Source organism: Mycolicibacter longobardus, assembly GCF_002102265.1.
GTDB lineage: Bacteria > Actinomycetota > Actinomycetes > Mycobacteriales > Mycobacteriaceae > Mycobacterium > Mycobacterium longobardum.
Genome location: NZ_LQPG01000007.1, coordinates 330,137 through 349,750 on the forward strand (window position 1 = coordinate 330,137; position 19,614 = coordinate 349,750).

Annotated in this window: 22 protein-coding genes; 15 read left to right on the forward strand and 7 right to left on the reverse strand. The window is 66.8% G+C overall.

Going from position 1 to position 19,614, the window contains the following annotated elements; translation table 11 throughout:
• Positions 1 to 111 precede the first annotated feature (111 nt).
• Genes AWC16_RS02510 through AWC16_RS02525 form a run of 4 tightly spaced genes read left to right on the forward strand, consistent with a single transcriptional unit; the run spans position 112 to position 3,375 of the window.
• A complete protein-coding gene (locus AWC16_RS02510; RefSeq protein WP_085263224.1) occupies positions 112 to 834 on the forward strand; it encodes an SDR family NAD(P)-dependent oxidoreductase in 723 nt (240 codons plus the stop codon).
• 46 nt (positions 835 to 880) lie between these two features.
• Positions 881 to 1,741, forward strand: a complete 861-nt coding sequence (locus AWC16_RS02515; protein WP_085263225.1) for a mycofactocin-coupled SDR family oxidoreductase — start codon at positions 881 to 883, stop codon at positions 1,739 to 1,741.
• A gap of 42 nt (positions 1,742 to 1,783) precedes the next feature.
• A complete protein-coding gene (locus AWC16_RS02520; RefSeq protein ID WP_024440885.1) occupies positions 1,784 to 1,978 on the forward strand; it encodes a ferredoxin in 195 nt (64 codons plus the stop codon).
• A gap of 14 nt (positions 1,979 to 1,992) precedes the next feature.
• Positions 1,993 to 3,375, forward strand: a complete 1,383-nt coding sequence (locus AWC16_RS02525) for a cytochrome P450 (RefSeq protein ID WP_234812086.1) — start codon at positions 1,993 to 1,995, stop codon at positions 3,373 to 3,375.
• A 60-nt stretch (positions 3,376 to 3,435) separates the two neighbouring features.
• On the opposite strand, the gene AWC16_RS02530 is transcribed toward AWC16_RS02525, so the two are convergent.
• The gene (locus AWC16_RS02530; protein ID WP_085263227.1) at positions 3,436 to 4,611 is read right to left on the reverse strand and encodes an acyl-CoA dehydrogenase family protein; all 1,176 of its coding nucleotides are present in this window, start codon (positions 4,609 to 4,611) and stop codon (positions 3,436 to 3,438) included.
• The gene (locus AWC16_RS02535; protein ID WP_085263285.1) at positions 4,595 to 5,596 is read right to left on the reverse strand and encodes an acyl-CoA dehydrogenase family protein; all 1,002 of its coding nucleotides are present in this window, start codon (positions 5,594 to 5,596) and stop codon (positions 4,595 to 4,597) included. The genes AWC16_RS02530 and AWC16_RS02535 overlap by 17 nt, the downstream gene beginning before the upstream one ends.
• Positions 5,597 to 5,860: 264 nt before the next feature.
• Between AWC16_RS02535 and AWC16_RS02540 the strand changes: the two genes are divergently transcribed.
• From AWC16_RS02540 to AWC16_RS02555, 4 genes are read left to right on the forward strand one after another with little or no spacing between them, the layout of a single operon-like run.
• Positions 5,861 to 6,958: an amidohydrolase family protein gene (locus tag AWC16_RS02540; RefSeq protein WP_085263228.1), complete on the forward strand. Its 1,098-nt coding sequence runs from the start codon at positions 5,861 to 5,863 to the stop codon at positions 6,956 to 6,958.
• A gap of 28 nt (positions 6,959 to 6,986) precedes the next feature.
• Positions 6,987 to 8,129 (forward strand): amidohydrolase family protein, encoded by a 1,143-nt coding sequence (locus tag AWC16_RS02545; RefSeq protein WP_085263229.1) that lies wholly within the window; start codon positions 6,987 to 6,989, stop codon positions 8,127 to 8,129.
• Positions 8,130 to 8,522 (forward strand): Rieske (2Fe-2S) protein, encoded by a 393-nt coding sequence (locus tag AWC16_RS02550; RefSeq protein WP_085263230.1) that lies wholly within the window; start codon positions 8,130 to 8,132, stop codon positions 8,520 to 8,522.
• Between the two features lie 15 nt (positions 8,523 to 8,537).
• On the forward strand, positions 8,538 to 9,404 hold the full coding sequence (locus tag AWC16_RS02555) for an alpha/beta fold hydrolase (protein ID WP_085263231.1): 867 nt from the start codon (positions 8,538 to 8,540) through the stop codon (positions 9,402 to 9,404).
• 5 nt (positions 9,405 to 9,409) lie between these two features.
• Here AWC16_RS02555 and AWC16_RS02560 read toward each other — a convergent pair whose 3' ends face one another.
• A complete protein-coding gene (locus tag AWC16_RS02560) occupies positions 9,410 to 9,880 on the reverse strand; it encodes a hypothetical protein (RefSeq protein ID WP_085263232.1) in 471 nt (156 codons plus the stop codon).
• 29 nt (positions 9,881 to 9,909) lie between these two features.
• Here AWC16_RS02560 and AWC16_RS02565 point away from each other — a divergent pair, with 29 nt between their 5' ends.
• The 7 genes from AWC16_RS02565 to AWC16_RS02595 all read left to right on the forward strand — a co-directional run bounded on the left by AWC16_RS02565 (position 9,910) and on the right by AWC16_RS02595 (position 16,278).
• Entirely contained in the window at positions 9,910 to 11,205 is a 1,296-nt protein-coding gene (locus tag AWC16_RS02565) for an NADH-ubiquinone oxidoreductase-F iron-sulfur binding region domain-containing protein (protein ID WP_085263233.1), read from the forward strand.
• A complete protein-coding gene (locus AWC16_RS02570; RefSeq protein WP_085263234.1) occupies positions 11,202 to 11,411 on the forward strand; it encodes a ferredoxin in 210 nt (69 codons plus the stop codon). Before AWC16_RS02565 ends, AWC16_RS02570 begins: the two co-directional genes overlap by 4 nt.
• 10 nt (positions 11,412 to 11,421) lie before the next feature.
• Complete coding sequence (locus tag AWC16_RS02575) at positions 11,422 to 13,077, forward strand: thiolase C-terminal domain-containing protein (RefSeq protein ID WP_085263235.1); 1,656 nt, start codon at positions 11,422 to 11,424, stop codon at positions 13,075 to 13,077.
• A gap of 20 nt (positions 13,078 to 13,097) precedes the next feature.
• On the forward strand, positions 13,098 to 13,958 hold the full coding sequence (locus AWC16_RS02580) for an alpha/beta hydrolase (RefSeq protein ID WP_085263236.1): 861 nt from the start codon (positions 13,098 to 13,100) through the stop codon (positions 13,956 to 13,958).
• Positions 13,958 to 14,776: an NAD(P)-dependent oxidoreductase gene (locus AWC16_RS02585; RefSeq protein WP_085263237.1), complete on the forward strand. Its 819-nt coding sequence runs from the start codon at positions 13,958 to 13,960 to the stop codon at positions 14,774 to 14,776. Before AWC16_RS02580 ends, AWC16_RS02585 begins: the two co-directional genes overlap by 1 nt.
• Before the next feature lie 82 nt (positions 14,777 to 14,858).
• Positions 14,859 to 16,061, forward strand: a complete 1,203-nt coding sequence (locus AWC16_RS02590) for a cytochrome P450 (protein WP_085263238.1) — start codon at positions 14,859 to 14,861, stop codon at positions 16,059 to 16,061.
• Positions 16,062 to 16,071: 10 nt separating this feature from the next.
• Positions 16,072 to 16,278 carry a ferredoxin gene (locus tag AWC16_RS02595; protein WP_085263239.1) on the forward strand — a complete coding sequence of 69 codons (207 nt, stop codon included), beginning with the start codon at positions 16,072 to 16,074 and terminating at the stop codon, positions 16,276 to 16,278.
• Positions 16,279 to 16,285: 7 nt separating this feature from the next.
• Here the strand turns inward: AWC16_RS02595 and AWC16_RS02600 are convergent, their stop codons facing one another.
• From AWC16_RS02600 to AWC16_RS02615, 4 genes are all read right to left on the reverse strand, one after another.
• Positions 16,286 to 16,594: a DUF1330 domain-containing protein gene (locus tag AWC16_RS02600; RefSeq protein ID WP_085263240.1), complete on the reverse strand. Its 309-nt coding sequence runs from the start codon at positions 16,592 to 16,594 to the stop codon at positions 16,286 to 16,288.
• Positions 16,594 to 16,806: a ferredoxin gene (locus tag AWC16_RS02605; protein ID WP_085263241.1), complete on the reverse strand. Its 213-nt coding sequence runs from the start codon at positions 16,804 to 16,806 to the stop codon at positions 16,594 to 16,596. Before AWC16_RS02605 ends, AWC16_RS02600 begins: the two co-directional genes overlap by 1 nt.
• Complete coding sequence (locus tag AWC16_RS02610) at positions 16,803 to 18,098, reverse strand: cytochrome P450 (protein ID WP_085263286.1); 1,296 nt, start codon at positions 18,096 to 18,098, stop codon at positions 16,803 to 16,805. The genes AWC16_RS02605 and AWC16_RS02610 overlap by 4 nt, the downstream gene beginning before the upstream one ends.
• Before the next feature lie 130 nt (positions 18,099 to 18,228).
• Positions 18,229 to 19,509: an amidohydrolase family protein gene (locus AWC16_RS02615; protein WP_085263287.1), complete on the reverse strand. Its 1,281-nt coding sequence runs from the start codon at positions 19,507 to 19,509 to the stop codon at positions 18,229 to 18,231.
• Positions 19,510 to 19,614 lie beyond the last annotated feature (105 nt).

Consider the following 19,614-nt stretch of genomic DNA (forward strand, 5'->3'; position numbering starts at 1 on the left):
GGGAGTCCGTGGCGCTGCGGCGTTTTCGCTGCTGGGAGGTGGTCCATCGGCGCCTTGCCAGAAACAGACGTGCGAGAGTACGATTCTCACACCTTGGAAAGGAGATTCTTTGTGACCGAGACGGGCCTCGCGAGGACTGCTGTCGTGACCGGGGGCGCCTCGGGCATCGGCGCGGCCGTGGTGAATCGACTGCGCGCCGACGGTCACCGGGTCGCCATCATCGACCTCAAGCCTCAGGACGCTGAAGAATCGGCCTTCGCCGCCGACGTCACCGACCGCGGCCAGATCGACGCCGCCCTGACGCAGATCCGCGAACAGCTGGGACCGGTCACCATCCTGGTCAACGCCGCCGGGCTGGACGGCTTCAAGAAGTTCAGCCACATCAGCTTCGCCGACTGGCAGCGCGTCATCGACGTCAACCTCAACGGCGTCTTCCACACCATCCAGGCGGTGCTGCCCGACATGCTGGCAGCCGGCTGGGGCCGCATCGTCAACATCTCTTCGTCGAGCACGCATTCCGGCACTCCTTATATGGCGCACTACGTTGCCGCCAAGTCCGCCGTCAACGGGCTCACCAAGACTCTGGCGCTGGAATACGGGCCGAACGGAATCACCGTCAATGCGGTGCCGCCGGGATTCATCGACACCCCCATGCTGCGCAACGCCGCGAGCCACGGATTTCTCGGCGACCTCGAGGACAACATCGCCCGCACCCCGGTGCGCCGCATGGGCAGGCCCGAAGACATCGCGGCGGCGTGCGCGTTCCTGGCGTCCGAGGAGGCCGGCTACATCACCGGACAGATCCTGGGCGTCAACGGCGGCCGGAACACCTGACATCTCACCAACGAGGCGGGCACAGACACCAACGAAAGGAACAGCTGTGGGACGCGTTGCCGGAAAGGTCGCATTCATCACGGGAGCAGCCCGCGGGCAGGGCCGCAGCCACGCGCTGCGGCTTGCCGAGGAGGGCGCCGACATCATCGCCGTCGACCTGTGTCAGGACATCGAGACGATCGGCTACCCGATGGCCCGGCCGGAGGATCTCGAGGAGACCGCCAAGCTGGTCGAGAAGACCGGACGCGGCATCGTCACCGCCCAGGCCGATGTGCGCGACGCCGCGGCGCTCAAGACCGCGCTGGATGCCGGGCTGGCCGAGTTCGGCAAGCTCGACATCGTCGTCGCCCAGGCCGGGGTGGCCGGGATGAAGGGCAACCCGCCGCTGCAGGCGTGGATCGACGTCATCAACACCAACCTGGTTGGCACCATCAACGGCATTCAGGTCGCCCTGCCGCACCTGTCCGAGGGGGCGTCGATCATCGCCACCTCGTCGGCCGCCGCGTTGATGGACGCCCACCAGAAGGCCAACCCGGGCGGCGACCCGGGCGGAATGGCCTACATGACCTCCAAGCGGTTGATCGCGCAGTACGTACACGACCTCGCGACGGAACTGGCGGTACGCGGCATCCGCGCCAACGTCATTCACCCGACGAACTGCAACACCGACATGTTGCAGAGCGAGCCGATGTACCGCTCCTTCCGGCCTGACCTGGAACACCCGACCCGCGCCGACGCCGAACCGGTCTTCTACGTGCAGCAGGCGATGAAGGTGCCGTTCATCGAACCCGAGGACATCTCCAACGCGGTGCTCTGGCTCGCCTCCGAGGAGGCCCGGTACGTCACCGGCATGCAGTTGCGGGTCGATGCCGGCGGATATCTCAAGTGGTACGACTACCACGTCTGATGTCATCGAGATCGCCGAAATCGACTGGAAAGGAACGAGAACATGAAGGTCTCCGTTGACGGACAGCGTTGCCAGGGGCACACGCTGTGCGCGATGATCGCGCCTGATTCCTTCGTGCTCAACGACATCGACGGCACCTCGTCACCGGTGTCGGAAGTGGTTCCGGCCGATCAGCAGGACGCCGTGCGCGAGGCCGCACACTCCTGCCCCGAACAAGCCATCCTCATCGAGGAATGAGTAGGGAGGATTCCTTGACCGTCAATGATTCCCCGGCCGCGACCGGCCAGGACGACTCAGCAGACGACCGTAAGAAGAACGTCTTCTACTTCGATCGCCACACCCCGGAGTACCGCGAACACTTCGACGAGATCACCAGCGAGATGCACGCCAAGTGCCCGATGGCGTGGAGTCCCACCTACAACGGGCACTGGGTGGCCGCCGACAGCAAGCACGTCTTCGAACTGGCCCGCTGCCCCGCCGTCTCGAATCATCACGACATCAGCGGCGAAACACCGTTCCAGGGCATCACCATCCCCAAAGCAAGCCGTGCGACGGTGGTGCGTGGCGGCATCCTGGAGATGGACGAGCCCGAGCACAGCGCCTACCGCGGTGCGTTGAACCCGTACCTGTCCCCCGCCGCGATCAAGCGGTGGGTGCCGTTCGTGGACGAGATCACCCGCGCGGCAATCGATGAGCACATCGAGTCGGGCCGGATCGACTTCGTCGAGGACCTGGCCAACGTGGTCCCCGCGGTGTTCACCCTCGCCATGATGGGTATCGAACTCAAGAAGTGGAACGTCTACAGCGAGCCCACGCACGCATCGGTGTACACCCCCGAGCACTCGCCCGATCGCGAGAAGATCAACGAGCAGCACCGCGAAATGGGCATCGACATCATCAACAACATGATGGAGATCCGGGAGAACCCGCGCCCCGGCCTGGTCAACGCCATGCTGCAGTTGCGCATCGACGGTGAGCCGGCGCCGGACATCGAGATCCTGGGCAACCTGGGCCTGGTGATCGGCGGCGGTTTCGACACCACCACGGCGCTGACCGCGCACGCGCTGGAATGGCTCGGCCAGCACCCGTCCGAGCGCACCCGGCTCAGCAACGAACGCGAAACTCTGTTGGACCCGGCGACCGAGGAGTTCCTCCGGTTCTTCACGCCCGCGCCGGGCGACGGCCGGACGTTCTCCGAGGATGTCGAGGTCGAGGGGCAGCAGTTCAAGCAGTTCGAGCGGCTCTGGCTGTCCTGGGCGATGGCGAACCGGGACCCCTCGATCTTCTCCGAGCCCAACCGGCTCATCATGGACCGTAAAGGCAACCGGCACTTCAGTTTCGGCCTGGGGGTCCACCGCTGTATCGGCTCCAACGTGGCGCGCACCGTCTTCAAGTCGATGCTGACCGCCGTGCTCGATCGGATGCCCGACTACCAGTGCGACCCCGACGGGACCGTGCACTACGACACCATCGGTGTCATCCAGGGCATGCGGAACCTGCCGGCCACCTTTACCCCCGGCAAGCGACTCGGGCCGGGACTGGACGAGACGCTGGAGAAGCTACAGCGGATCTGCGACGAGCAGGAGTGCGCGCGCCCGATCACCGAACGCAAGGAGACCGTCGTCATCGACTGAACCCCCTGCGCGAGCAGACACAGAATCGCTTCGCGGGGTGCGATTGTGTGTCTGCTCGCGCTAAGCGCGGGGCAGTCCCAGCACCTGCTGGGCGATGATGTTGCGGTGGATCTCCGAGGTGCCCCCGGCGATGGTGCCCGAGAAGCTGCGGGCATGCCGCTCGAACCAGCTGGCGAAGTAGCTGTCGAGGTTCATCGGCGCGTACGGCCCCGAGTTTGCCGGGTGCACAAGCCCACCCGCCCCGGCGGCGTCCAGCGCGTGACCGGAGGCGAACATCTCGGCCTCCGACCCCAGTAGCTTGAGCACCGACAGCGCCGCCACGTCCTCCTCGCCGCGCGCGGCCCGCGCCAGCGCCCTGGACCCCAGCAGGCGCAACGCCTGATAGTCCATGACCGCCGTGGCGAATCGGTCGCGCTCCAGTGCGCCGTCGGGGTGGAAGTCGGCGATGATGTTGTCCAGCCGGTCGGCGAAACCCAGCCACATCATGGTGCGTTCGTGGCCCAGTGATCCGTTGGCCACCCGCCAGCCGCCGTTCAGCGGGCCTACCAGGTTCTCCCCCGGTACCCGCACATCGGTGAAGAACACCTCGTTGAAGTCTTTGTCGTCGATCCCGCAGACGGTGGGGAACGGACGGCACACCACCCCGGGGGTGTCGGTGGGGATCAGCAGCACGCTGATGCCTTTGTGCTTGGGCGCGTCGGGATCGGTGCGCACGAACGTCAGCAGCACGTCGGCGTCGTGAGCGCCCGAGGTCCACACCTTCTGGCCGTTGACGATGAAGTCATCTCCGTCGCGATCCGCCCTGGTGCGCAGCGATGCCAGATCAGAGCCTGCGCTCGGCTCGCTCATCCCCAGCGATGCGGTGATCTCGGCGCGCAGAATCGGCACCGCCCAGCGCTGCTTCTGCTCGTCGCTGCCGAACGAAAGCAACGATGCCGCAATGATATTCACACCCTGTGGATTGAAACTGTGATAGATCCGGCGCCGGCACAACTCCTCCAGGTGCACGAACTGCTGCAGCAGGGTGGCGTTGCGGCCGCCGAACTCGGGCGGGTTGCCCGGCAGCAGCCAGCCGTTGTCGAACAGCAGTCGCTGCCAGCGCCGCGCCCACTCCGGCATGTGCGACACCGAGCGTGGGCGCTCGCAGGTGTCGGCCTCGGCGGGCAGGTTGGCGTCGAGGAAGGCCCCGAACTCGGCGCGGAACTCCTCGACGTGCGCGTCAAATGTGAGCTGCAAGATACTCCTCGGCGATGGCGGCTCGGTGTTGCGCGGCACCACCCAGCATCAGCTCACCGGCCTTGGCCCGCTTCAGCGCGAACTGCAGGTCGTTCTCCCAGGTGAATCCCATCGCGCCGAAAAGCTGCAGTCCGTGCCGGAAGACGAGCGACTGGCATTCCCCGGCGGCGGCCTTGGCCATGGCGGCCGCCATCCGCCGCCGCGGGTCGTCGGCCGCGATCGTCAATGCCGCGAAATAGGCCAGTGCCCGGGCACGTTCGATCGCCACGTGCATGTCCGCCGCTTTGTGCTGGACGGCCTGGAACGACCCGATCGGGACGCCGAACTGCTGACGGCTGCGCACATGCTCGAGCGCCAGATCCAGGATGCGCTGGCAGGCTCCCACCATCGTCATCGCCATTCCGCTCAGCGCGACATGGCGGGCCCGGTCGATGTCGACCCGGATCCGGGCGGTGTCGGGTACCTCGACTCCGGCGAAGGACACGTCGGCCACGTGCAGCGTCGGGTCGAACACCGCGGCCTTGCGGGTCGTCACCGCGCCGGAGTCGACCACGAACACCCCTGCATCGGTGACCACCGCCAACCGATCGGCCCGATCGCCGTCCAACACGCCCACGGCCGTCCCCTCCAGCACCCAGCCGGCCGCATTGCGATGGGCGGTCACCCCGCTGAACACCGCCGCCCCGGTCGAACCGTCCGGGCGATGAAGCTCACCGACCAGCGGCGCGAACTGAGTCATGGTGGCCAGGAACGGGGTGGGGTCGGTGGCGCGGCCCAGTTCTTCGAGAACGATCGCCAGCTCCACCGCGGTTTCGGGCTCATGCAGCTCGGTCCAGCCCAGGTCGACATAGACCTTCCACAGCGGGCCGATGTCGACCCCATCCTCGGCAACACTGCGCACCAGCGACGGCGAGCACTGTTTGCCCACCACGTCGCGAACCGTGCCCTGCCACAGTCGCTGATCCTCGTCGAACTCCAACAGCATCGCAGTCATCTCCTCTGGGCGCCGGTCGAGAATAACATTCTCGCTAGCGAATGTAACGATCTCGGTCTGAGATACCTTGCTGCCGCAGCCCGGCGCGGACCTGGGCGACCCGACCCCACGTCAGGTGCCGTCGACCGACCGGACCAATAGTGAGAATCAAATTCTTGCAAGCCAAGAATACAGCTATACAATGGTCTGGCGGGGCTCGGTTTCCCGGCGACTGCCCACCGCGCCCGGCGGGCGACACTGCGAAGGACAACGTTGATGATCGAACACCCGGACGGCACCCACACGCCCGTCATCGACGCCAGCGTGCACATCTTCGCGGCATCCAACAAAGACCTGCGCAGCTTCCTGCGGGAGCCGTTCAAGAGCCGCGGTTTCCCCGACTACGAGATGGACTGGTACGGGGCGCCGGGCGGCGAGTACGCGCCCGGCACCGAGGGCCCGCAGCGCGGGTATCCGGGCTCGGACCCCGACGTGGTGGCCCAGCACCTGTTCGCCGAACGCGGTGTCGACGTCGCGGTACTGCACCCGATGACCCGCGGCGTCATGCCGGACAGGCATCTGGGGTCGGCGATCGCCGCGGCGCACAACGAGATCCTGGTGTCACGCTGGCTGGACCACGCCGAGCACGGCGAGCGCTTCCGCGGCACCATCAGGGTCAACCCCGACGACATCGCCGGCGCGCTGCGCGAGATCGACCGGTGGAAGAAGCACCCCCGGATGGTGCAGATCGGGATTCCACTGCAATCCCGGGAGCTGTTCGGCAAGCCGCAGTTCTGGCCGCTGTGGGAGGCCGCCGTCGACGCCGGTCTGCCGGTGGCCGCGCACATCGAGGTCGGCACCGGCATCGCTGCCGCCCCGACGCCGTCGGGCAATACCCGCACCTACGAGCAGTACGTCAGTTTCATGGCGTGCAACTACATCTATCACCTGATGAACATGATCGCCGAGGGCGTCTTCGAGCGGATGCCGGGGCTGAAGTTCGTCTGGTCTGACGGCGCCGCGGACCTGCTGACCCCGTTCATCTGGCGGATGGACTGCTTCGGCCGGCCGCACCTGGAGCAGACGCCGTGGGCACCGGAGATGCCCAGCGACTATCTGCCCGGGCACGTGTTCTTCGTGCAGGGTGAGATGGACGGCCCCGGCGACACCGACTTCGCCGGTGAATGGTTCGGGTTCACCGGCAAAGAGGACATGGTGATGTACGGGTCCAGCTACCCGCACTGGCAGCGCAACGAACTGAAAGTACCGAGCGCATTCAGCGCCGAACAACGCGACAAGTTGTGCTGGCTCAACGCCAGTGAGCTCTACGGCATAGAAGTGCCTGCCGTTCCGGCCCGCGTAGGCGCACACTAGAGAACAGCTGGGATCAAGGGAGATCACGATGTCTGTGACAGCCACCGAGCGCAAGCCGGCCGCCGAGCGGGTCGCCGTGCGGTGCGTCGACTCCGACGTTCATCCGGTGCCGAGACGCGGCGAACTGGTCCAATACCTTCCGGAGCCGTGGCGCAGCAAGTACTTCCTGCCCCGCCGGGTCGGTGAGCTGATCTACTACGACGCTCCCGACTATGCGCACGCCTACGCGATGCGGGTCGACGCGTTTCCCGCCGACGGCGAATTCCCGGGCAGCGACCCGGATCTGGCCTTCAAGCAGCTCATCATGGATGCCGGGTCGGACTTCGTGATCCTGGAGCCCGGCGCGTATCCCGCGCGTATTCCCGAAGCGCAGCAGGCGATGTCGTCCGCACTCAACGATTGGCAGGTCAATCACTGGCTGGATGCCAAGAACAACTGGCATCAGCGCTGGCGCGGATCGATCTGCGCGGCGATCGAGGATCCGTTCGGCGCGGCCGCCGAGGTCGAGAAGTGGGCCGGCCACCCCTACATGGCGCAGGTCCTGATCAAAGCCGAACCCCGTCCGTCATGGGGTGACCCCAAATACGACCCGATCTGGGCGGCGGCCACCAAGCACGACATCACCGTCAGCTGCCACCTGTCCCGCAGCCACCACGAAGAACTGCCGATGCCGCCGGTCGGACTGCCCAGCTACAACCACGACTTCATGGTCACCTACTCACTGCTGGCCGCCAACCAGGTGATGAGCCTGGTCTTCGACGGGGTCTTCGACCGGTTCCCGACCCTGCGCATCGTGCTGGTCGAGCACGCGTTCACCTGGATCCTGCCGCTGATGTGGCGGATGGACGCCATCTACGAGGCGCGCAAGTCGTGGCTGGACATCAAGCGCAAGCCCAGCGAATACGTCAAAGACCACATCAAGTTCACCACCCAGCCGCTGGACTACCCCGAAGACAAGACCGAGCTGACTCGGGTCCTGGAATGGATGGAGTGCGACAAGATTCTGCTGTACTCCTCCGACTACCCGCACTGGACGTTCGACGACCCGCGCTGGCTGGTCAAGCACCTGCCCAAGGCCGCCCGCGAAGCGGTGATGTTCCGCAACGGCTTGGCGACCTACCACCTGCCCGACACGGTCCCGGCCCTTGAGGGACAGGTGCGGGTGTTCTAGATGAGCCATGACGAACAGCGCCCCCGGCTAGCCCAGGGCCGCGAGCACATCGTTGCCACTGTCGACGAGATTCCGCCCGGCACACATAAACTCGTGCCGATCGGACATCACGGCGTCGGTGTGTACAACATCAACGGGACGTTCTACGCGATCGCGAACTTCTGCCCCCACCAGGGCGGGCCGCTGTGCGCCGGACGGCTTCGGGGCCGCACCGTGGTCGACGAGAACGCCCCGGGTGACGCCGCCATGGTCCGGGACCTGGAGTACATCTACTGCCCCTGGCATCAATGGGGTTTCGAGCTCGCCACCGGCACCACCGCGGTCAAACCCGAGTGGAGCATCCGCACCTATCCGGTCCGGGTGGTCGGCAACGACGTCCTGGTCCAGGCCTAGCACACAGGAGTTTCGGTGGCCTCTATCGAAGTCAACGGTGGAAACGTTGTCTACGAAATCCTCGGCACAGGCGGCGATCTGATCGTGCTGACACCCGGCGGCCGGTTCTCCAAGGAGATTCCGGGGCTGCGTCCGCTGGCCGAAGCGTTGGTCGACGGCGGCTACCGGGTGCTGCTCTGGGACCGGCCGAACTGCGGGGCGTCCGATGTGCAGTTCTACGGCCAGTCCGAATCGCATATGCGTGCCGAAACCCTGCACGGCTTGCTTACCAAGCTCGACACCGGGCCGTGCATCATCGCCGGTGGTTCAGGCGGTGCGCGGGACTCGATGCTGACCACCATGCTCTACCCGGAATTGGCCACCAAGCTGGTGCTGTGGAACATCGTCGGCGGGTTGTACGGCACGTTCGTGCTGGGGTCCTACTATGTGGTGCCCAACATTCTGGCGGTGCGCGGCGGCGGAACGCCGGCGCTGTTGAACCTCCGCGAATGGCAGGAGCGCATCGAGGAGAATCCGGACAACAAGCAACGACTGCTCGATCTGGACCGCGACGAGTTTCTCAAGGTGATGCTGCGCTGGCTCAACGCGTTCGTGTCCAAGCCCGGGCAGACGATTCCCGGCGTCGACGACGAGATGTTCGATCGGATAACGGTTCCCACGCTCATCATCCGGGGCGGCGAGAACGACTGGGACCACCCCAAACGCACCTCGCTGGAGGTGAACTGCCTGATCAAGGGTTCCGAGCTGATCGATCCGCCCTGGCCGGAGGACGCCTGGGAACGCGCCGGCGAGGAGCGTGCCGCCGGAAAAGTCAGTCACTTCAACATGTTCGAAACCTGGGTGCAGGCCGCGCCGGCGATCCTCGAATTCCTGGGCCGCTGATGGCCTCAGTGACTGTGGATGTGAACCTCGCAGTTCAGCGATGCCTCGAGCGCGGTGTGGATGCGGCTCTCTCCGACCCGCGCCACGTCCGGCTCCGCCAGGGTCACATGGACGACGTCCAGACCGTCCGGTCCGGATGTACGGCCGACCTCGCCGGCCAGCCCCAGCCCGGCCAGAACGCCGTGCACGTCGTCGTCGGTGCCCCTGCTCAGATAGGTGACCACCCCCGCCGCGGGCATGGTACCGAATGCATTGGCGCACAGTCTGATCCCAATGTCGACAACGTCGGCTTCGGCACCCGTTATCAGCAGCCGCGCTTGACGGCGGCCCACCGGCATGGCCGCAACGCTGGCGTCGACCAACTCGGCGCCGGCCTGGCCTGCCAGGTCGCGCAGCGCCGCCATCCCGGCCACCAACTGCTCGGGGGTCAGTTGCCCGGTCGGGTCGACGTCGACGCGCACCACCGCAGTTCTCACGTCCGCGAGCCTAGCCAAATGAGGTGGCAATGACGACAACTGCCGCGACCCCGCACACCACCGTCGCCGTGTGGCCGGGCTGTGCGCCGCGACTGCTGAGCGAGGGTGTCGAGGACGGCGCGAGTTACCTGGCGGGCGGCGGCTATCGGCCAGTGCCCGACGCCGACGAGTTCCTGGCCGAGGTGGATCGCAGCGGGCTGCTCGGCCGCGGCGGGGCGGCGTTTCCGCTTGCGGTCAAGCTGCGTTCGGTGCGCGACGCCGCCCGTCGCGGCCGCGACACCGTGGTGCTGGCCAACGGCGAAGAGGGCGAGCCGGCGTCGGTCAAGGACCGCTGGTTGCTGCGCAACCGTCCGCACCTGGTGCTCGACGGGCTGCGGCTGGCCGCCGCCGCAGTGGCGGCCGACCGTGCCTACGTCTATGTCTCGGACCCGACGGCAGCCAACAGCGTGGAGCACGCGCTGGCCGAGCTCGACACGAAAGTCCTTGGTGGGCTGACGATCAGTGTGTTCACCGTCGACGCGGGCTATGTCGCCGGCGAGGAGACCGCAGCGGTGCGGGCGATCAACGGCGGACCGGCCAAACCGACCGACAAGCCGCCCCGCCCCTACCAGCAGGGGATCCGCCGGCAGCCGACGCTGGTGTCCAACGTCGAGACGTTGGCGAATCTTCCGTACCTGCACCAGCACGGCGCGGCGGCGTTCCGCACGGTGGGGACCGAGTTGTCGCCGGGCACCTTCCTGGCGACGGTGACCGGCGGCGGGCTTCCACCGGTGCTCTACGAGCTGCCGCACGGCATCGCGGTCGCCGAACTTCTGGGTGTGCACGGGATTTCGCTCAAGCGGGTGCGCGGGTTGCTGATGGGCGGCTACTTCGCCGGCCTGCTCAACCGCGACGCATTGGAGACGACGCTCGATCACGAGTCGCTGCGCGCCGCCGGCAGCGGTCTGGGCTGCGGGGCGATGTCGGTTCTCACCGACGACTGCCCGGTCGCCGTGGCCGCCTCGGTGTTGGCCTATTTCGGCCGGGAGAACGCCGGGCAGTGCGGGTCGTGCTTCAACGGCACCGTGGCGATGGCGGCGGTCGCCGAGGCGCTGCGGGACGGCGTCGCGGAGACCGAAGACGTCGAGCGGATGCGACGGTGGGCCGGGGTGCTGCCCGGGCGGGGCGCCTGCGGCACCCTGGACGGCGCCACCAATGTGGCGGCCAGTCTGCTGAATCGGTTCCCGGAGTTGGTCGCCGGTCACCTGGACGGCGCCTGCGATGCCTGCCGTGGCGGCGCCTTCCGCGCGATGCGTCCCTATGCGGTCGAGGAGGTGACGGCATGAGGATCCGCCTGGATCGCACGCTGTGCGACGGATTCGGCTTCTGCGCCAAACACGCACCGAAGCACTTTTCCCTGGACGACTGGGGCTACGCATCCATGACGGGCGATGGGACCGTGGCCGAGGCCGACGAGCATGACGTCAAGCGCGCCCTGCTGGACTGCCCGGTGCACGCCATCATCGAGATCACCGAGGACGACGACGTATGAGGCACCCAGCATGAGTTCACCGGGACGGCCACTGCCGGCCATCACCGCCGAGAACGAGTTCTTCTGGACCGCTGGCGCCGACGGGGTACTGCGGCTGCAGGAGTGTCGCGACTGCGCCGCACTGATCCATCCGCCGCAGCCGGTATGCCGATACTGCCGCGGCCAGAACATGGGCGTGCGCGACGTGTCCGGGCGGGCCACGCTGGCCGGATTCACCGTCAACCATCGGTTCAGCCTGCCCGGCATGCCGGCGCCCTATGTGGTGGCACAGGCGGCGATCAATGAGGATCCGCGAATTCGGCTGACCACCAACATCATCGACTGCGACCCGGACCAGCTCGAGCTCGGCAGGCAACTCGAGGTGGTGTTCGAACAGCACGAAGACGTGTGGCTGCCGCTTTTCCGCCCCGCCGGCGATGTCACCGACGTCGCGCCGCTGCCCGACGACGAGATCGCACCGCAGGACTTCAGCAGCCACGTCCGGCCGATGGTCACCGCCCGCAAGTTCGAGGACGAGGTCGCGATAACCGGAATAGGCATGTCCGACCTGGGCCGCCGGCTGATGAGACCGCCGCTGGCACTGACGGTCCAGGCCTGTCAGCAGGCCATCGACGATGCCGGCCTGAGCCTCGACGAGATCGACGGCCTGTCCACCTATCCGGGTCCCGGCATGCTGGGCCCGTTCACCGAGGGCGGCGTGACGGCGCTGGAATCCGCGCTGGGAATCCGCCCGACCTGGCACAACGGCGGCATGGAGACTTTCGGTCCCGGCGGATCGGTGATCGCCGCCATGCTGGCGGTGGCCGGCGGTTTGGCACGTCACGTGCTGTGCTTCCGCACCCTGTGGGAGGCCACCCACAACGAGCTGATGAAGCAGGGCAAGATCAGGCCCCAGGGCGGCCGGACCGCCAGCTGGCAGATGCCGTTCGGTGCGACCTCCGCCGCGCACACGCTGGCACAGAACGCCCAGCGGCACTTCCACCGCTACGGCACGACCCGGGAGACGCTGGGCTGGATCGCGTTGAACCAGCGGGCCAACGCCCAGGTGAATCCGACGGCGATCTACCGGGATCCGATGAGCATGGACGACTATCTCTCGGCCCGTCCGATCACCACCCCGTTCGGCCTGTACGACTGTGACGTTCCGTGTGATGGTGCGGTCGCGGTGATCGTGTCGGCAGTCGACGCGGCCCGGGACCTGGCCAAGCCGCCGATCCGGGTCGAGGCGGTCGGCACCCAGATCATCGAGCGGATCGACTGGGACCAGAGCACCCTGACGCATGAACCGCAGGTTCTGGGCCAGTCCGCGCATCTGTGGTCGCGGACCCCGCTGCGGCCCGCGGACGTCGACGTCGCCGAACTCTACGACGGGTTCACCTTCAACTGCCTGTCCTGGATTGAGGCACTGGGGTTCTGCGGCATCGGCGAGGCCAAGAGCTTCCTCGACGGCGGCACCAACATCGCCCGCGACGGAGTGCTTCCGCTGAACACCCACGGCGGCCAGCTCTCCCACGGCCGCACCCACGGCATGGGGCTGATCCATGAAGCCGTCACCCAGTTGCGCGGCGAGGCCGGCGAACGCCAGGTCGCCGGCGCCCGGGTCGCGGTGGCGAGCAGCGGCGGGCTCACCCCCAGCGGGGTCATGTTGCTGCGGACGGACTCGTGAGTCCCCCAGTCCGCCCGCGGATGGTCAGCGCCGACGGTGTGCCGATGTCGGCGTTGGTGGCCGACGTCGCGGATCCTCATGCCGTGGTCGTCGCGCTGCACGGCGGCGGGACCACGTCGATGTATTTCGACTGCCCCGGCCAGGCCGAGTTGTCCCTGCTGAGAACCGGTGCCGCACTGGGCTACACGGTGATCGCGCTGGACCGACCGGGCTACGGGAGCTCGGCGCTGTATCCGGAGGCGACAACCGATCCCGGCCAACGCGTCCGGCTGGCCTACCTGGCCGTCGACCGGATTCTCGGCGAACGGCCACGCGGTGCCGGCCTGTTCATCCTGGGGCATTCCAACGGCTGCGAACTGGCGCTGCGGATGGCGGCCGACGATCGGGGCGCCGAGCTGCTCGGGCTGGAGTTAGCCGGTACCGGGCTGCGCTACCAGGATGCCGCGCGCAGGGCACTGAGCACGGCCGGCCCCGGTCAGCGGCCGGTCGGTCTACGCGAACTGCTCTGGGAACCGGCCTCGCTGTACCCGGACGCGGTTTTGCGCGGGATCACCCACGCCTCCCCGGGCTCGCAGTATGAAGCCGAAATGGTGGCCGATTGGCCGCGCCGTGATTTCCCGTCGCTGGCCGGCCGGGTCCGGGTACCGGTGCGCTTCACCTTCGCCGAACACGAGAAGATCTGGCAGTCCGACCCGGATGCGCAGCGCGATATCCGCGACATCTTCACCGCCACACCGAGTTTCACGAGCAATAACCAACCCGGGGCGGGGCACAATCTCAGCCTCGGCTTCAGCGCCGCGGAGTATCACAGTTCGGCACTGTCATTCGTCGGTGAGTGCGCGGCGTCCGCTGTCGCCGCGCGGGATTCGGAGGTCAGCTGATGCGCGTCGGTTTCATCGGGTTGGGCAGCCAGGGCGCGCCGATGGCGCGGCGCATCGTCGAGGGCGGGTACGCCACCACGCTGTGGGCCCGGCGGGACGGCACCCTGGAGCCCTTCTCCGACACCGAAGCCCGCGTCGCCGACTCCCCCGCCGAGCTGGGCCGCCAAAGTGATCTGGTCTGCCTGTGCGTGGTCGGCGATGCCGACGTCGACGAGGTCATCGTCGGGGACAGCGGGGTGCTGGCCGGACTGCAGCCCGGCGGCATCATCGCGATTCACAGCACGGTCCACCCCGACACCTGTCGCCGGCTCGCGCAGCACTGTGCGGACCAGGGGGTCTCGGTGATCGACGCACCGGTCAGCGGCGGCGGTCCGGCTGCCGCGGCCGGGACGCTGCTGGTGATGGCCGGGGGTGAGCCCGATGTCGTCGAGCGCTGCCGCCCGGTGTTCGAGACCTACGCCGACCCGGTGGTGCATCTGGGTGATCTCGGCTCGGGTCAGGTGACCAAGCTGCTCAACAACCTGTTGTTCACCGCCAATCTCGGGACCGCGGCGACCGCACTGGCACTCGGTGAGCAACTCGGGGTCGCCACCGACCGGCTCGCCGAAGTGGTGTCACGTGGCAGCGCGAACAGCTTCGCGCTGAACAGCATCCGGGGTTCCGGCGGGACCCTGGACCGGCTGGCCGGCCTGGCCGGGTCGCTATTGCAGAAGGATGTCCGGCTGGTGGCCGATCTGGCGCAGCGGGCGGACGCCGTTCCCGGTGCGGTGCTCGAAGCCGCCGACGCGGCGCTTTCGCTGATGGACCACCCGCGGTGAACCCGGTCGGCGATCGCCCCTTCCAACGGTCTGCCGTTTGTCTTACAGTAGCGGTTATAGTCTGCCGTCCCCGGGAGGTTCGATGACCAAGGCGGAACTCGTCTTCGACCCGTTCTCCGAAGAGTATTACGACAATCCGTTCGACATCTATCGGCGAATGCGCGAGGAAGCGCCGCTGTACTACAACGAGGAACTGGACTTCTACGCGCTCACCCGCCATGTGGACGTGGCCGCGGCCTTCAAGGACTTCGAGACCTACTCGTCGGCTCGCGGCTGCGACCTCGCGATGGTGCGTTCGGGTGAGGTGCCGCAGAAGATGATCATCTTCATGGACCCTCCCGATCACCGGCACATGCGCAGCCTGCTCAACAAGGCCTTCACCCCGCGCGCGATCCAGTCCCAGCGCGAGACCGTGGTCGAACAGGTCGAGCGATTCCTGAGCGCCGTCGGCCCCGACCGGTTTGATGTGGTGCAGGACTTCTCCGGACCGTTCCCGGTGGAGGTCATCACTCGGATGGCCGGGGTGCCCGAGGAGTACCGCCAACAGGTCCGGCACTGGATCGACACCTCGCTGCACCGCGAGCCGGGGCAGATCGAGACCAGCGAGGCCGGCATGCAGGCCACCATCGAGACCGCGACCTACTACTACGGACTGATCCAGGAACGGCGCGGCGACCCGCAGGACGACATGATCAGCAGGCTGATCGCCGCGGAGATTCCCGGCGAGAACGGCGAGATGCGGCGCCTCGACGATATCGAGATCACCGGATTCGCCTCGCTGCTCGGGGCCGCCGGCGCGGAAACCGTCACCAAGCTGGTCGGCAGCGCCGCGGTGATCTTCGCCCGCAATCCCGACCAGTGGCAGAAGCTGCTCGACGACCCCAGCAAGGTGCCCGCCGCCGTCGAGGAACTGCTGCGCTACGAGGGACCGGTGCAGTACAACGTCCGCTACACGCTCAAAGAGGCACACGTCAGTGGCGGCACGATTCCGGCCGGCAAGCCGGTGTTCTTGATCGGCGCCGCTGCCAATCGCGACCCGGAGGCATTCGCCGACGCCGACACCTTCGACATCGACCGGGATCAGACCGAAGCACAGCACCTCGGGCTGGGATACGGGATTCACAGCTGCCTCGGCGCGGCGCTGGCCCGGATGGAAAGTGTCATCGCCTTGGAGCGGCTGCTGGACTTCATGCCTCGTTACGAGGTGGATTGGGATGGGCTGCAACGGGTGCACATGCAGAACGTCTCCGGCTATTCCAACGTCCCGGTTCGTGTGATCCGGTGAGGAAACCCCGATGACCAAGCGAAGGGTTGTCGTCGACTACGGGCTCTGTGAGTCCAACGGGATCTGCATGGGCATCAATCCGGATGTGTTCCACCTCGACGACGAGGACAACCTCTATATCCTCAAGCCGGACATCACGCCGGAGACCGAAGGCGATGTCGCCGAGGCGGTCCGCAGGTGTCCCCGTCAGGCGCTGGCGGTCGCCGAGGAAGAGTAGACGAGGACTAACGCCCCGGGAACCCGGACAGGATGACCGCGTTGCAGTCGGCTGCGGCCTGCCGCAGCTTCGCGGCCTTCTGGTATTCCTCGGAGTGATACCAGGCGCGGGCGGCGTCCACGGATTCGAATTCCAGGACGACGGTTTGATTTCCGTGCCAGTCGCCTTCCAGCAACTCATGCTGGGTCTCAACGGCCAGGATCGTCGCGCCGCCGGAGGCCATCGTCGGCCCCGCGGCCTTTCCGTAGGCGACCATGCCCGACGGATCTTTGATCGCCTCGGTCAGGATGACATATCCCTTGGGCGCGTTCGCCATTAGCTCTCCTCGGGTGAATTGTCGGTGATGTCGTCGATGGCGTGTTCCGGGCATTGCTTGATGGCATCGCGAACCGCGTGCTCGAACTCCGGCGGCACCTCGTCCACGGTGACCTCCGAATACCCGTCATCGTTGATCGCGAACACCTCGGGACAGATCGTGGTGCAGATGCCATGCCCGGCACAACGATCCGGGTCGACCCAGGCCTTCATCGCGCCGGCCGCCCCACCTCGGTGAACTCCAGGTTCAGCTGGATCAGGCCACGCAGGATGTAGGTCGGAATGTAGCTGAATCGCCGCGCGTCGGCGGGGCCGTGCAGCTCCTCGGAGATCCTGATGTCGGTGGTGCGATCCAGCAGGCGCTCCATCGCGATCCGGGTCTCGGCGCGGGCCAGTGGCGCTCCCGCGCAGCTGTGGATACCGCGCCCGAAGGTGATGTGCTGGCGGGCATTCGAGCGCGCCGCGTCGAAGGTCTCCGGATCGGTGAAACGGCGCGGATCGCGATTGGCGCCCGCGCTGAGCACCATCAGGGTGGTGCCGGCCGGGATGTGAACTCCGCCGATCTCGGTGTCCACCCGGGAGAGCCGGAAGTCTCCCTTGACCGGACTCTCGAAGCGCAGCACCTCCTCGATGAAGTTCGGGATGAGGCTGCGGTCATCACGGAGGCGCTGCTGAAGGTCCGGCTGCTCCGCGATGATCTTCAGCGCGGAGCCGAGCAGTCGCACCGTCGTCTCCTGGCCGGCCGAGTAGACGTTGGCAGCCACCTTGGCCACGTCGATCGGGTCCGGGATGGAACCGTCCGGGAAGGTCGCCTCCGCCATGCCGGTCAGGACGTCATCGCGTGGTGCACTGCGACGGTCGGCGATGTAGCCGGCGAAGGTGGCGTAGAGGAACTCCAGCGGACTGTGCGCCAGCGCCTTGGCATCGGTGCTGCCGATCCCGCCGCCGGCGTTGCGGTGAATGTTCTTGACGAAGTCGTCACGGTCTTCATCCGGGACACCGAGCAGGTCCGCGATGACCAGCAGGGTGAACGGCGCGGCGAAACCTCCGATGAACTCACCGGCGCCGGGCGCGAGGTAGTCGTCGAGCACCCGGTCGGCCAGCTCCCACATGGCGTCCTCGTTCTCCTTGAGGCGCTTGGGGGTGAGCAGCCGCATCAACAGGGCGCGGTGGTTGGTGTGCGTGGGCGGGTCCAGGGTCGGCAGCTGGTCGCTGAACGGCAGTTCGTCACGGTGCTTGTCGATCAGTTCCGCGACGGTCGCACCGCCCAGGTCGCCGTCCAGCGGCACCGGGAAGCCGGGGAACGGGCCGGTCACCGCGATGCACGAGGAGAACACCTCGGCATTGCCGGCCACCGCGCACGCCTCTTCCCAGCCGGTCACCATCATCACGCCGTGGTGCGGTTCCCGGGTGATCGGCGACCGCTCCCGCAGCGCGCGCAGATACGGGTAGGGGTCCCCGACCACCGATTGGTCGGTGAAGAAGTCGATCGTGTCTGGATCCATCACGAGCCGTTTCGCTCCCTCTCGCATACGAGAATGCCATTCTCGTCACCGGTCAACAGACTTCCATAACCCGGGGGTGCCGTCAACGCCTGGGGTCTCCTTCAGGCCCGTCAGCGCCGACCGGGCCGACTCAGCTGTTCGAGCGCGCGGCCTCCATCAGCGCGTTCGCCTGCCGATCCCCGTCTTTGTGGTGGCTGAGCGCGCGAATTGACACGTCGTGTCCCTCGGCGGCCTTGCGCAGCGCACCCACTCCTGCCTGCTCACGGGCGATGTGGGCGAACGGGTCGAACGAGTACCAGCGCATGGCGTTCTCGTGGGTCATCTTGTTGATGTCGTCATCGGCCACGTTGTTGGCGGTCAGCACGTCCCACAACTCTTCGGGCGCGCCCGGCCACATCGAGTCGCTGTGCGGGTAGTCGGCCTCCCAGGCGATGTTGTCGATGCCGATCATGTGGCGCAGTTGCACACCCACCGGATCGGAGATGAAACAGGTCAGGAAGTGCTCCCGGAACACTTCGGAGGGAACCTTGCCGCCGAAATTCTGGCCCGTCCAGGTCGAATGCATGTCGTAGGTGCGGTCCGCCCGCTCCAGGAAGTACGGGATCCACCCGGTGCCGCCCTCGGACAGCGCGATCTTGAGGTCCGGGTATTCCTTGATCGGCCTAGACCACAGCAAGTCCGCCGCGGCCTGCACGATGTTCATCGGCTGCAGGGTGATCATCACGTCCATCGGCGCGTCGGGCGCGGTGATGGCCAGCTTGCCCGACGACCCGATGTGCACGTTCATCACCGTGTCGGTGTCGCACAGCGCCTGCCACAGTGGGTTCCAGTACGCGTCGTGGAAACTCGGGTAGCCCATCGCGGCCGGGTTCTCGGTGAACGTCAGAGCGTGCACTCCCTTCTTGGACACCCGCCGCACCTCATCGGCGCACTTCTGGGCGTCCCAGATCACCGGTATCGCCATCGGGATGAAGCGTCCGGGATACGCGCCGCACCATTCGTCGATGTGCCAGTCGTTGTAGGCCTGGACCAGCGCAACCGAAAAGTCGGGATCCTCGGTGGCGAACAACCGGCCGGCGAAGCCGGGGAACGACGGGAAGCAGATCGAGCCGAGGATGCCGCCGGCATTCATGTCCTTGACCCGCTCATGGACGTTGTAGCAACCGGGCCGGATCTCGTCGAGGCCCTGCGGCTCCAGTCCGTACTCCTCTTTGGGCCGGCCCGCGACCGCGTTGAGCGCGACATTGGGGATCACCACGTCGCGGAACTGCCAGGAGTCGGAGCCATCGGCGTTGTGCACCAGGCGCGGCGCGTCATCCAGGTACTTGCGCGCCAGATGGTTGGCGAACATGTCCGGCGGCTCGACGGTGTGATCATCGACGCTGATCAGGATCATGTCGTCCTTGTTCACGGCCATCCTCCGATCCGGGTCCGGCGCGGGTGAGCCGGGCTCAACAACGTCTCCGTTGAAAACTATCTTCCCGTTTTCGGAGAATCAACCTTCTAACCTACCCGC